At 68.8% G+C, this 14,068-nt stretch carries 7 protein-coding genes; 5 read left to right on the top strand and 2 right to left on the bottom strand.

Going from position 1 to position 14,068, the window contains the following annotated elements; all coding sequences use genetic code 11:
- Positions 1-3: 3 nt before the first annotated feature.
- A complete protein-coding gene (locus tag ASD42_RS24630; RefSeq protein ID WP_056820876.1) occupies positions 4-1,440 on the bottom strand; it encodes a DHA2 family efflux MFS transporter permease subunit in 1,437 nt (478 codons plus the stop codon).
- Positions 1,441-1,701: 261 nt separating this feature from the next.
- Between ASD42_RS24630 and ASD42_RS24625 the strand changes: the two genes are divergently transcribed.
- Positions 1,702-2,340 (top strand): TetR/AcrR family transcriptional regulator, encoded by a 639-nt coding sequence (locus tag ASD42_RS24625; protein WP_063893731.1) that lies wholly within the window; start codon positions 1,702-1,704, stop codon positions 2,338-2,340.
- On the opposite strand, the gene ASD42_RS24620 is transcribed toward ASD42_RS24625, so the two are convergent.
- Positions 2,337-3,017: an SGNH/GDSL hydrolase family protein gene (locus ASD42_RS24620; protein ID WP_056820874.1), complete on the bottom strand. Its 681-nt coding sequence runs from the start codon at positions 3,015-3,017 to the stop codon at positions 2,337-2,339. The genes ASD42_RS24625 and ASD42_RS24620 overlap by 4 nt on opposite strands.
- 329 nt (positions 3,018-3,346) lie before the next feature.
- Between ASD42_RS24620 and ASD42_RS24615 the strand changes: the two genes are divergently transcribed.
- The 4 genes from ASD42_RS24615 (at position 3,347) to ASD42_RS24600 (ending at position 14,061) form a co-directional block, all read left to right on the top strand.
- A complete protein-coding gene (locus tag ASD42_RS24615; protein WP_056820873.1) occupies positions 3,347-9,880 on the top strand; it encodes a type I polyketide synthase in 6,534 nt (2,177 codons plus the stop codon).
- 212 nt (positions 9,881-10,092) lie between these two features.
- A complete protein-coding gene (locus ASD42_RS24610) occupies positions 10,093-10,944 on the top strand; it encodes a hypothetical protein (protein WP_056820872.1) in 852 nt (283 codons plus the stop codon).
- A gap of 13 nt (positions 10,945-10,957) precedes the next feature.
- Positions 10,958-12,736 (top strand): FAD-dependent monooxygenase, encoded by a 1,779-nt coding sequence (locus tag ASD42_RS24605; RefSeq protein ID WP_056820871.1) that lies wholly within the window; start codon positions 10,958-10,960, stop codon positions 12,734-12,736.
- The gene (locus ASD42_RS24600; RefSeq protein ID WP_235569812.1) at positions 12,727-14,061 is read left to right on the top strand and encodes a GDSL-type esterase/lipase family protein; all 1,335 of its coding nucleotides are present in this window, start codon (positions 12,727-12,729) and stop codon (positions 14,059-14,061) included. The genes ASD42_RS24605 and ASD42_RS24600 overlap by 10 nt, the downstream gene beginning before the upstream one ends.
- Positions 14,062-14,068: the final 7 nt, after the last annotated feature.

The following is a 14,068-nucleotide window of genomic DNA, read 5'->3' as shown; positions in this document are numbered from 1 at the left end:
CGGTTATGCCTGTTGCGGTGAAGGCTCCGGCTCGGCGATGGCCTCGGCGATCGGTGTCGAAACGGTCGGACCCATCGGAAGCGCGGCCAGGACTACGGGGATGCACCCGATGGCGCTGAACCAGAACACCGTTTGCAGTCCGTCGAGCCAGCCGGTGGTGACCGACGTGGTGATCGCGGCGAAGGCCGCGATGCCCAGGCCACCGCCCATCTGGCGCGCGGTGGTGCTCATGCCGTAGCCAGAGGCGAACTTCTCCTCCGGCACCGAGGTCGCGGCGGCGCTGGACACTGCCGTCATCACCAGGCCGATGCCGAGGCCGAGAAGCAGGCCGACCGGGAACCACACCGCCCAGAAGCGCGGCGTTTCATCGAGCAGGAGCGCGAACAGAACCGCCGAGACGCCGAAGCAGATGGTGCCCGCGATTGTCGCGAGGCGCGCGATGTCGGGGTGCTTGGACTTGCCGACGATGGCCGCACCGACCGCCGCGGTGAAGGCGCCGGGAGTGTTGGCCAGACCGGTTTCCCAGACGGAGTAGTCCCAGATGAGCAGGGTCCACAGCGGGGTCGCCAGCAGCCAGGCGAACATCACGATGCCGAACAGGAAGGAGACGGCGCTCGCCGAGGCGAAGGTGCGATTGCGCCACAGGTCGACCTCGAAGGTCGGCACCGGCGTGCGCATCGAGCGCAGGATGCCCAGTGCGAGGAGCACGAGCCCGCCGATGGTGCAGCCGAGGAAGGCCGGACTGGTCCAACCCCATGAGCCGCCCTGGGTCAACCCGACTACGGCCGCGCCGACGCCGACCGCGACCAGGATGGCGCCGATCGGATCGGGCCGTACCGAGGAGGGAACCTTGATCTCGGGCAGCCAGGCGCGGCCCGCGATCAGGGCGAAGATTCCGACGGGGACGTTGATGAGGAAGATGGCGGGCCAATCGAAGGCCGACACCAGGAAGCCGCCGACCGCGGGACCGAACGCCGCGGACACCGATGCGGCGCCTGCCCACGCCGCGACCGCCGCGACCCGCTTCTCCGGCGGATACGCGCCGAGAACCAGGCCGAGCGCGGCGGGAATCATGCCACCCGCCGCCATACCTTGCAGTGCGCGAGCGCCGATGAGAACTTCGATGGTCGGCGCCGCGGCGCACAACGCGGACGCGACGGTGAACCCGAGCAGCGACCACAGGAACACTGTCTTGCGGCCGATCAGGTCGGCATAGCGGCCGACCGGGGTGAGTACCGCCGCGAAGAACACGGCGTAGCCGCTCACCACCCAGGACAGCGTGGAGAGCGACGTGTCCGAGAAGTCCTCGGCGATGCTGCGGAACGCGACGTTCACCACGGACATGTCGAGGAACGCGACAAAGGTGGCCAGCGCGGTGATCAGTAGAACGCGACGGGGCTCCACCGCGGACGGCGCTTCGGTCGTGGTCTTGTCGGTCATCGTTTACCTGTCCGATCGTCGCACCGTCCGCGCGGGTGCGCGGTGGAGGGGAAAACGTTCATGACGACCTCTCAGTCTTATGTTGAACCGAACGTTCGTACGCATCCATTAACGCACGGGCACCCTGGACATGCAAGAGATGTTGGCTCGGCCGCCGCAAGGTGCTCTAACTGGCCGCACGATTGTTCGGCTATCGTGGGTGATGGGTACGCCACGACAAACGGGCGTATCGGACTTTTGTCAGGAAAGGAGTTCGGGTCGATGAGCGATATCCAGACCGCGCGTGGGCAGGACACCCGCCGTGCCATCCTGCGAGAAGCGGTCCAGGTCGGTGCGGTCGAGGGGCTGGACCGGCTCACGATCGGGCGTCTGGCAACCTCGCTGGGTGCCAGCAAGAGCGGCGTTTTCGGGCTCTTCGGTTCCAAGGAGGAATTGCAGCTGGCGGCGATCGAGGAGGCGAAGGCCGAGTTCATCGCGTCGGTGATCAGCCCCGCGTTGCGCCAGCCGTCCGGCCTCGTCCGGTTGCGCACCCTCTGCGATGCGTGGATCGACCATCTCAACGAGGACATCGGTTCGGGTGGCGCGTGTTTCTTCCTGTCGGTCGGCGCGGAATACGGCGCACGGCCGGGACGGGTACGCGACGCGATCGTGGCGGTCTGGCAGCAGTGGCACGAGTTTCACCGCCAGACCGTGATCGAGGCCAAGCAACTGGGTGAGATCTCGGCCGAGACCGACCCGGCCCAGCTGGCGTTCGAACTGGCCGCGATCGAGCGTGCTGCCGCGTCCGACATGATCTTGCTCGGCGACCCGGACGTCTTCGATCGGGCGCGCGCCACAATGCTGCGGTTGCTGCGTGAATGCGCCACCGGCGGGGAACGCGCGCCGGCCCTGATCGGCTAAGCGGTGTTGGCCTGCTGCGGAATATGGGCCGCGAGCGCCTTGACGGCTTCGGCGGCGAGTACGGCGTGGCCCGACATGTTGAAGTGGATCCGGTCGTTGCTCATCACGTCGGGGCGATGCCCGACCGAGTGATGCCACAGGTCGATGAGGATCGCGTCGTGCTCGGCGGCGATGCCGCGCACCAGTTCGTTGAGCCGCGCCAAGCTGCTCCGAAAGCGCACCATCGCCGCGTCGGGAAAAGCGTCGGCCAGGGTCATTGTCATCGTCTGCGCGCCGATGCTCTTGCCTGCCTCGAACAGTTCGGTGAGATTGGCCGCGATCGCGGCGTAGTCCGGGGTCTCGGCCATCAGGTCGTTGCCGCCGCACGAGATCATCACCAGATCGGGCTTGAACGCCACCATCAGGTCTTTCTGCTCCTCGACGACCTGACGTGAAGTTGCCCACGGGGTGCCGAGGTTCATGTAGTTGATCGGACCGACCGCCATCGCCAACGTATCGGCCATCCGGGCGAACGATGTCAGCCTGCGGTAGCCCCTATAGGGTGCGCCGAGACCTATCGCGGTGCTGTCGCCGATGACGGCGAGCCGCCGCCACGGGGCACCGTCGAGCATCGCCGCGGCGCTGGCGTCGTCGATGCAGTCGGGGTCGGTCTCTTCTGTCCAAGTCTGCGAGGTCATTTCCGGCCCTATCTCCCCTTGGCGTCCGATGGCGATCTTCTGTCCTCTGAACGAACGATCGTTCTTATTTACGCACGCAATGTGGGGGCCGTCAAGTCGTCACGCCGAGACGAACGCTACCCCGGTAGACGGCAGGTAGCCATCCGAACGGTTGTGCGGCAAGTAGGGGATTAGCTAGGGGTTCCAGCGAGTGCTGGGTCCGTTGACGATGGGTGATGTTGGCCGCCGGAGTAATCGACGGCGAACACGCCAGCCGGAGTGCGATCCACGCGAAGTCGCGTCGGAATCGGCGAACCGCGAATCACATCGTTCATCGGAGGAAACGCGCAATGGCGACCGAAGAGGAGCTTCGGGCATACCTGAAGCGAGCCGCAATCGACTTGCATCGCACCCGGCAGCGTCTGCAGGAGGTGGAAAACCGGTCGAGCGAGCCCATCGCTGTGATCGGCATGGGTTGCCGGTATCCCGGCGGCGTCAAATCTGCCGAGGACCTGTGGCAGATGGTTGCCGACGGGCGTGACGTGATCTCGGAGTTTCCGACCGATCGCGGTTGGGACGTCGACGGTCTCTATCACCCCGACCCCGACCACGAAGGGACGTCGTACTCTTCGCACGGCGGCTTCCTGGACAGCGCTGCCGATTTCGACGCTGCCTTCTTCGGTATCAGCCCGCGTGAAGCGCTGGCGATGGAACCGCAGCAGCGGCACATGCTCGAAGTCGCCTGGGAGGCGCTCGAACGCGCGGGCATTGACCCGAATACTTTGCGCGGCACCGATACCGGTGTGTTCGCGGGCATCATCGAGGTCGAATACGGCCCGACCATCATGGAAGACCGCAGTGGTCTGGCGGGCTGGTTGCTGATCGGCCGGACCTCCAGCGTCGCGTCGGGCCGAGTGGCGTACTCACTCGGCCTCGAGGGCCCCGCGGTCTCGCTGGACACCGCGTGCTCGTCGTCGCTGGTGGCGATTCATCAGGCAGCGAATTCGCTGCGGTCGGGCGAATGTTCGTTGGCACTGGCCGGCGGCGCGACGATCATGCCGACGCCGGAGGCGTTCATCGCCTTCTCCCGTCAGCGCGTGATCTCGGCGGACGGGCGGGCCAAGGCGTTCGCGGCCGCCGCCGACGGCACCACCTGGTCCGAAGGTGTCGGACTGCTTGTCCTGGAACGACTCTCGGACGCGCAGAAGAACGGCCACCCCGTCCTGGCCGTGTTGCGCGGCTCCGCGGTGAACCAGGACGGTGCGTCCAACGGTCTGACCGCACCGAACGGCCCGTCGCAGCGGCGGGTCATCGAAGCCGCGCTGCGCAACGCCAAGATTCCGGCGTCCGGCGTCGATGTCGTCGAGGCGCACGGCACCGGTACCCCACTGGGTGACCCGATCGAGGCGAACGCGCTGCTGGCCACCTACGGCCAGGACCGCACGACGCCGCTGCTGCTCGGCTCGATCAAGTCGAACATCGGGCACAGTAGTGCCGCGGCCGGTGTGGCCGGCGCGATCAAGATGATCATGGCGATGCGGCACGGGACGGTGCCGCCGACCCTGCACGTCGACGAGCCGTCGCACCAGGTCGACTGGGACGCGGGCGCGGTGGAACTGGTGACCGAGGCCACGCAGTGGCCCGAGGTCGACCGTCCGCGCCGGGCGGCGGTGTCCGCCTTCGGTATCAGCGGCACCAACTCGCACGTCATCTTCGAACAGGCGCCCGCGCCCACCACCGAGGCGAGCGGGCCCGAGGAAACCGGTGTCCAGGTCGAGCCCGCGGCGACGGCATGGGTCGTCTCCGCGGCCACCGCGCCCGCGCTGTCGGATCAGATCGCCCGGTTGAGCACCTTCCTCGACGATCATCCTGAACATTCGCCCGCCGACATCGGGTATTCGCTGGCCACCCAGCGAGCCAGGTTCGCTCATCGCGCGGTGGTGCTCGGTAGCACCCGCGAGGAACTGATCGCGGCGCTGAAGACGGCCGGTGCGATTGTCGAAGACGCCGCGACGGCCGATTCCGGGGCCAACGTCGCGGTCGGTGTGGCGGGCAGCTCGGCCAAGACCGCAGTGATGTTCCCCGGCCAGGGCGCGCAACGCGTCGGCATGGGACGCGCGCTGTACGAGCGGTATCCGGTGTATGCCGACGCCTTCGACGAGGTGTGCGCGCGGCTCGACCCCGCACTGGGGCGGTCGCTGCGCGAGGTCGTCTTCGCCGAGCCCGACACCGACGCGGCGGCGCTGCTCGACCACACCGCCTTCACCCAGGCCGCGTTGTTCGCCGTCGAGGTGGCGCTGTTCCGGCTGGCCGAGAGTTTCGGTGTGCGACCGGATCTGGTGCTCGGACACTCGATCGGCGAGATCTCGGCAGCCCATGTCGCCGGCGTGCTGTCGCTGGACGACGCGGCCACCCTGGTCGCCGCGCGTGGCCGACTCATGCAGGCACTGCCCGAGGGTGGCGCGATGCTGTCGGTGCGCGCGGACGAGCAGACGGTGCTGCCACTGCTGTCCGGCCGCGAGAGCAACGTGGCCATCGCCGCGATCAACAGCCCGTCGGCGCTGACGATCTCGGGGGTGGCCGAGGTCGTCGACGACATCGCGGCAGAGCTGCGCTCGCTCGGGCACACGGTCAAACCGCTGCGGGTGAGCCATGCGTTCCACTCGCCGCTCATGGAGCCGATGCTCGCCGAGTTCGCCGCGGTCGCCGCGTCACTCACCTACCAGCGGCCGGCTATCCCGATCATCTCCAATGTCACCGGTGCGGTCGCCGAGCCCGAGCAGCTGTGCACCCCGGAATACTGGGTGCGCCATGTCCGCGAGGCGGTCCGCTTCGCCGACGGCGTGCGCGCCGCGCATGATTTCGGCGCGACGGTGTTCCTCGAGGTCGGCCCCGGCGCGAGTTCGACCACCCTGGTCGACGAGGTGCTCAACGACGGTGTCGACGAGGCAGTCGCCGTGGCGACCTCATTGCTGAGACCCAAGCACGACGAGCCGATCGCGTTCTACGCGGGTCTGGCCGCCGCGCACGCTGCGGGCACCGCGGTCGACTGGACGCAGGGTATCGATGTGCGCGCGGTCGCGCAGGTCGACCTGCCGACTTACGCGTTCCAGCACCGGCGTTACTGGCTGGACAAGCCGACCGGGACCGGCGATGTCGCCGGTGTCGGCCTCGGCGTGGTCGATCACCCGCTGCTCGGCGCGAAGATCACGCAGGCGAGCGGCGGCGACGATGTGCTGGTGACCGGTCTGTTGTCGACTCGGGCCCAGCCGTGGCTGGCCGATCACGTGGTCGGCGGCTCGATCCTGGTGCCGGGCACCGCGTTCGTGGAGATCGCCCTGCTGGCGGGTGGCCAGGTCGGTGTCCCTCGGATCGGTGAACTGGTGCTGCAGGCGCCGCTGGTGTTGCCAGAGCGGGGCGGTGTCGAGGTGCAGGCCGTCGTCGGTGGTTCCGGCGACGATCGGCCCATCACCATCTACTCGCGGCCACAGCAGCTCGACGACGAGGGTGAGCAGGCGGAGTGGACAGTGCACGCCACCGGCTCGCTGGTCGTCGATGATGTCCCCGCGGTCGTGACGGCGGAGCTGGCCACCTGGCCCGTGTCCGGCGCCACCGCGGTCGAGATCGGTGATCCCTACGCCGAACTCGCCGACGCGGGCTATGGCTACGGCCCGGTGTTCCAGGGTCTGCGCGCCGTCTGGCGACGCGGCGAGGAATTGTTCGCCGAGGTGGAACTGCCGGAGCAGGCGCGCGGCGCGGCAGGAGCCTTCGGGATCCACCCGGCGCTGCTCGACGCGGCGTTGCACGCGATGGCCGTCGCCGGGGGCGATACCGACGGCGACCAGATCCGGTTGCCGTTCGCGTGGGAGGGCGTCACCCTGCACGCGGTCGGCGCCACGGCGGTGCGCGTTCGACTCGCCGCCACCGGCACGGATCGGATGTCGATCACCGCGGTCGACGCGGCGGGCGCACCGGTCGTCACGGTGGACGGACTGTCGCTGCGGGCAATGTCACGTGACGCGCTCGGCGGGTCCACGAAGGCAGCGGCTGCCGAGGGTCTGTACGCCCTCACCTGGGTGCCGCAGCCGGTGATCGAAGCGGCACAGGGGAACTGGGAGCCCTACGCCGACGTCGAGAACGAGTACGAAGAGGTGGTCACCACCGGCAGCGACAAGGCCGTGGTGCTGCGCTTCGGCAGCGACACCGCCGAAGTGCCCGGCCCGGACGCGGTGCGCACCACGGTGACCACGGTGCTGCGGCGGGTACAGGACGTGCTCGCCGACGAGCGCAACGCCGACGCCACCCTCGTGGTGGTCACCAGCCACGCGGTCTCGATCGAAGGAGCCGAGGCGATCGGCGACCTTGCGGTGGCACCGGTGTGGGGCTTGCTGCGCAGCGCACAGGCCGAGCAGCCCGACCGCATCCAGCTCGTCGACGTCGACGACGCGGACGACTACCGCGCCGCCGTCGCCGCGACGCTCGGCGGTTCCGAGGGGCAGGTCGCGTTCCGGCGCGGCGTGCCGCACGTCCCCCGCCTCGCCCGTCCCGGCGCGGACAGCGCGGCCGGGTCCGCCCTGGTCGGGACCCAACCATGGCTGCTGACCTCGCTCGGCAAGGGCACGCTGCACGGCGACAACATCGTGCTGGTCGAGAGTTCCGACAGCGAGCCCTTGCAGCCGGGTGAGGTGCGGGTGCAACTGCGTGCCTCCGGCATGAACTTCCGCGACGTGCTGATCGTGCTCGGCATGTACCCGGATCCGGACGCGCCGATCGGCGGTGAAGGCGCGGGCATCATCGTCGACGTCGCCGCCGATGTCACCGAGTTCGCCATCGGCGACAAGGTGATGGGCCTGTTCTCCGGGCTCGGTTCCACCGTCGTTTCCGATCAGCGCATGGTGGCCGCGATGCCCGAAGGGTGGACCTACGCGCAAGCGGCGGCCGTTCCCGCGGTCTTCGGTACCGCCTACTACTCGCTGGTCGACCTGGCCGGCGTGCAGGCAGGGGAGTCGCTGCTCATCCACGCCGCCACCGGTGGTGTCGGTATGGCGGCGACCCAGCTGGCCAGGCACCTCGGGCTCGAGGTCTACGCGACGGCCAGCGAGCCGAAGTGGAAGACCCTGCGCGAGATCGGCTACGACGACGCCCACATCGGAAACTCGCGCACCCTCGACTTCGAGCAGAAGTTCTTGGCCGCGACCGACGGGCGCGGCGTGGACGTGGTGCTCGACTCGCTGGCAGGCGATTTCGTCGACGCGTCCCTGCGGCTGCTGCCGCGCGGCGGTCGGTTCATCGAGATGGGCCAGACCGACGTGCGTGATCCGGAGAAGATAGCGCAGGAGTATCCCGGTGTCGCCTACCGCGGATTCGTGCTGATGGAAGCCGGCCCCGACCGGCTGCACGAGATCCTCACCGAACTGGTGGCGCTGTTCGCTAGCGGTGCGCTGCAGCCACTTCCGGTCACCACCTGGGATGTGCGCCGGGCACCGGAGGCGTTCCGCTTCCTCAGCCAGGCCAGGCACGTCGGCAAGAACGTGCTGACGATTCCGGCCCTGCTCGATCCCGAAGGCACGGTGCTCGTCACCGGCGGTACGGGCGTGCTCGGCGGGGAGATCGCTCGCCACCTGGTGCAGGCCAGGGGCATGCGTCACCTGGTGCTGACCAGCCGCAGTGGTTCGGCGGCGGCGGGTGCGAGCGAGCTGCGCGAGGAATTGATCGCGCTCGGTGCCGAAGTCGAGATCGCCGCGTGTGATGTCGCCGACCGCGACGCACTGGCAGCGCTGCTGGCCGACATCCCGCAGGCACACCCGCTGACCGCGGTCGTGCACACGGCGGGCGTGACCGACGACGCGGTGTTCGGGGCACAGACCCCGAAGAGCCTGGAGACCGCGCTGCGGCCGAAGGTCGATGCCGCGTGGAACCTCCACGAGGCCACCCAGGATCTGGCGTTGGCGGAGTTCGTGCTCTATTCCTCGGTAGCCGGTGTGCTCGGTGGTCCGGGTCAGGCGAACTACGCCGCGGCCAACGTCTACCTCGACGCGCTGGCCCAGCACCGGCAGCGACTCGGATTGCCCGCGGCCTCGATCGCGTGGGGACTGTGGGCGCAGGCCAGCGGCATCACCGCCGAACTGTCGGACATCGACCGGGCACGCATGCGTCGCGACGGCATGATCGGCATCGACACCACCGACGGTGTGGTCATGTTCGACAACGCGCTGTCGATGGGTGCGGCGCTCACAGTGGCCGCGCGACTCGATCTCGCGGCGATCAGGGCCGCGGGTGCCGACGACCCGACGCTGTTGCCACCGCCGCTGCGTGGTCTGCTGCGGGCCGCACCTCGGCGTGCCGGTGGTGGCGCGGGGGAGGCGGGCGAGTCCTCGTCGCTGGCGAAGAGCCTGCTCGCGATGAGTCCGGTGGATCAGGAGCGCACGATGCTCAACCTGATCAGGCTGCATGCCGCCGCGGTGCTCGGGCACGATTCGCCCGACGAGATCGGGCCCGGCCAGGCGTTCACCGACCTCGGCTTCGACTCCCTCGGCGCGGTGGAGTTCCGTAACCGACTCAAGTCGGCGACCGGGCTCAAACTGACCACGACGGTGGTGTTCGACTACCCGACGCCGGCCATCCTGGCGCAGTACATGTGCGAGGAGATCGTCCCGGCCGACGCGGCCGCGGCGCGCATCCTCGCCGAGATCGACACCGTCGCTTCGGGTTTCGCGGCAGCGGCACTGAGCAGTGCCGAACGGGTGGACATCGCCGACCGCCTCGACGAGCTCCTTCGCGCGGTGCGGGGCGAGGAAGACGATGCCGTGATCTCCGAACTCGGCAGCGCCGCCGACGACGAACTGTTCGAGTTCTTCGACAACGACCCCGCGAGCCTGGGGTAGGTCGGCCGCCGCCGCATCCCGGGCACCGCAGCGGGCGGCGGCGGCACAGTTCGTCATTTCATCCCTGACCCGGCGCCGTCGAAGAGACGGCGCCGGGTCGTCAGAAAGGAAATACCTACCTCATGCGAATGCGACATCATGGTGCCGCCGGAGTGATGCGCACTGCACCGGGAGTGCGGCGTCGACGGCTGACAGTGCCCGGAACTCTCCTGATGTCCGCGTTGGCGGTCGTCGCCCACGTTGTGGCGTCACCGATCGCCGGTGCGAAGCCGGGGGTGCCGGTCGCGAGCGACCGGTGTACCGCCGAACAGCGCACGGAGTCGCTGCGAGCCGACCAGCAGCGCGTGTTCGACCTGCTCGGTCCGCTGCGGACGCTGAACGGCCCGGAGGACCTGGTGCCGCTGGCGGCCGCGGGCACCTACGGTCCCGACTCGCACGGCTGGGTGCAGTACGAGCGGATGGGTGTGGCGCTGCTCGACCTGAACCAGGCGCTGCAGATCATCGGCAAGCAGATGCCCGGCATGAACCCCGGCCGCGACACCGTGGTCAGCGGCAAGCCCGCGGGGTTGTTCTATCGCTCCCGACAGACCGGCTTCGACTACCACGACGCCGTGACGCCGGCGTTCCCGTACGACCTGGTCGGCTGGTTCTACGCCGGTGTCTACACCCCCGGTGAGACCCCGAACGAGGTGGGACTGTGCATGTTCCGCGGCGACTGGGCCTTCCATGAGCGTGGCGTGCACACCTTCCCCAAGTTCGACATGTACATGATGCCGCCGCAGGAGGACTATCTCGGCCAGAAGCGGGGCGACACCCCACTGCCGGGTGGGTCGACACCGTCCGGGCTGGTCCATCCGCGCGGCTGGGACGTACACATTTTCCTCGACCCTTCGAACCCCACGACGCCGGTGGCCACGGACCTGAGCCCGTTCGGCGACATTCCCGGTGTGGTCGGCGGCATGGATACCGCGTTCCCGTACCCGGTCTGGCCCGACGAGCTCGAGGCCGGTGCCGATCCGCATCCGGTCACACCCGGTATGGCCGCCGGGCACAGCCACAATTGATCGGAGCGCACCAATGACACAGCCGGACAACGTCACCGTACTGATCGTCGGTGCGGGCGGGTGTGGGTTGTCCACGTCGATCTTCCTCTCCAATCTCGGCGTGGATCACCTGCTGATCGAGCAACGTGGCGAGACGTCGCGGCTGCCGAAGGCCCATTACCTGAGCCAGCGGACGATGGAGCTGTACCGCCAGCACGGGGTCGCCGACGCGATCACCGCGGTCGGCGCGCCACTGGACAAGTTCGGCAAGGTGGTGTGGCAGACCTCGCTGACCGGCCGAGGTCCCTACGACGGCAAGGTGCTCTACGAACTCGACGCCTTCGGGGCGGGCTCGCTGAGCGAACGCTACGCGGGCGACAGCCCGGTCGATTCGACCAACCTGCCACAGATCAGGCTGGAGCCGATCCTGCGTGACCTGGCGGAGCAGCGTGCGCCCGGTCGCGTCCGGTACGGGTGCGAACTGCTCGACTGGGTCGACGAGGGATCGACGATCGTGGCCCGACTCCGCGACGCCGACGGCGTGGAGTCGACGGTGCGGGCCAAGTACCTGATCGCCGCCGACGGCGGTCGCACCGTGGGGCCGCGGCTGAAGGTGAAGATGGAGGGGTGGCCGAAGTTCCACCAGGTCACGACGGCGCATTTCTCGGCCGACCTGTCGCGCTGGCAGCACGACGGCGCCCTGATCACCTTCTTCATCAACCCCGAACAGGCCGAGTTGTCCGGCGCGATGCTGGTGCAGATGGGCCCCACCTGGGGCAAGTTCTCCGAGGAATGGGGTCTGCATTTCACCGCGGACGCCGACGATCCGGCCCGTACCCGCAAAGACGCGCTGCTGCAACGGATTCGCGATGTGCTCAAGGCGCCGGACCTGCCGATCACCCTGCACAAGGTGAGCAGTTGGACCGTCGACGCGGTGCTCGCGGCGAAGTACCGGGTGGGCAATGTGTTCCTGGCCGGCGACGCGGCGCACCGCATGCCACCGGCCGCGGGTCTCGGCCTGAACACCGCCATCCAGGACGGACACAATCTGGCCTGGAAGATCGCGGCCGTAGAGTCGGGGCGGTCGGAGGTCACCCTGCTCGACAGCTACGAATCCGAGCGGCGCCCGATCGGTCGGGACAATCTGGACTGGGCGCTGGGCATCCTGAAGAACACCGAGCTGATCACCGAGAACGCGCTCGGCTTCGGTCCCCAGGTGCCGCGGCTGGTGCGGCCCGCGTTCTTCCACGTGTACTTCGAGGATTCCCGTCGTGGCGCGACGACCAGGGCGCGCGCCGGTGAGGTGTTCCGCACCCACCGGGTCGACTGCCAGGCGCACGACATGGAACTCGGCCTGGCCTACGCCGAGGGCGCCCTCACCCCCGATGGCACCACGGCCCCGCCCCGCGAGCCGATGGGCGATATCTACCACCCCACCACGCGGCCGGGGCACCGGTTGCCGCACGCGTGGGTGGAAAAGGACGGCACCCGGCTCTCGACATTGGACCTGGTTCCCCGCGACCGCCCGGTGCTGCTGGTCGGTCCCGCGGGGCAGCCGTGGCTCGACGCCGCGCGTGAGCTCAGCGCCGATCCTGCTGCCCCGTTCGTGGTCGCCACCATCGGCGACGACCACAGCGCGGCCACCTATCGCGAAAACGGCGCCTGGTCGCGGGTTCGCGAGATCGCCGACGACGGGGCGATCCTGGTCCGCCCCGACCACCATGTGTGCTGGCGCAGCCTGGGCACGAACGACAATCCGGCGGCCGCGTTGCGCGCCGCCTTCGCGAACATAGGAGCAAGTGGATGGCGATGACGCGCCGACGCAACCGGGCCAACTGGCGAGTGCTGGCGATAGTTCCGCTGTTCGCGGGGTTCGTCGCGGTCACCGGTGGGTCTGCCGGGTCGGCTCCGGGCGGTGGTTGCGGGGGAGACCACTGGGTGGCGACCTGGATGGCCGCGCCGTCGGATTCGGCGTCGCTGGCGGACTTCTCGTTCAATCCGATCACGTCGGTGGGTGACCAGACCTACCGCATGGTGATCACCCCGCATCGGGCGGGCGCGACCCTGCGCGTGCACCTGACCAACCGGCTCAGCCCCGCCGAGGTGACCTTCACCTCGGTGACGGTCGGCAAACAGGCCGGGGGACCGCAGGTCTCGTCCGACTCGCTGCGGACGGTGACCTTCGACGGTGCGTCGTCGGTGACGGTCCCGGCGGGCGGCGACGTGGTCAGTGACCCGGTCTCCCTGTCGTTCGGTTCGTTCGAACCGCTGGCGGTGAGCGTGTACGTTCCCGGCAGCTCACGCGCGCCGACCGAACACCTGCAGGGCATGGCGACCAGCTACTACGGTTCGCCCGGCACCGGTGACCAGACCCACGAGCTCGGCGGCGGATCGCTGGACCGCACAACGACTTCGGTGCTGTATGTCTCCGGTGTCGACGTGCTCGCCCCGGCTTCTGCGTCGACGCTGGTGGCCTTCGGCGATTCGATCACCGAGGGTTTCGTCGGCAGCGGCTACTCCGAGGTGCCGCAGTCACCGGCGGCCGTCGACCAGAATCTGCGCCCGACCGACTTCCTGCAACATCGACTCGACGCGGCGGGTATCCCGGTCTCGGTGGTCAACTCGGGTATTTGGGGCAATCGGCTGCTCGACGATCCGTTGCGTACCCTGCCGCAACTCGGACCCCGTGGCCTGACCCGGATCCAGCCCGACGTGCTCGAGGTGGCCGGAGTCACCGACGCGATCGTCATGTTCGGCGCCAACGACTTCGCGATCCCCGAGTGGGCGACGACCGCGGAGATGATCGCCGGCTACACCGAGGCCGTGTACCGGTTGCAGGCCGCGGGCATCCGGGTGGTGCTCGGCACCAATCCGCCGCTGAAGTACTCGCTGCTGGCGGGCAACTTCGCACCGTTCTCCGATCAGCGCCGGGTCGAACTCAACGACTGGGTGCGCACGCAGCAGATCGCTGACGGCGTCGTCGACTACGACGCGTTGCTGGCCGACCCGAACGCTGACGCGATCATCCTGTCGCAGTACCGGGGCCTGGACAACCACGTCGGTCCCGCGGGTTACGCCGCCATGGCCGACCTCATCGATATCGCCGCGCTGCGTGGCAGCGGCTGCGGCCGCAACTAGGAGCCGT

Source organism: Nocardia sp. Root136, from assembly GCF_001427185.1.
Classification (GTDB): Bacteria; Actinomycetota; Actinomycetes; order Mycobacteriales; family Mycobacteriaceae; genus Nocardia; species Nocardia salmonicida.
The sequence above is the reverse complement of the archived record's forward strand: the minus strand, read 5'-3'. Positions and strand labels throughout refer to the sequence as shown.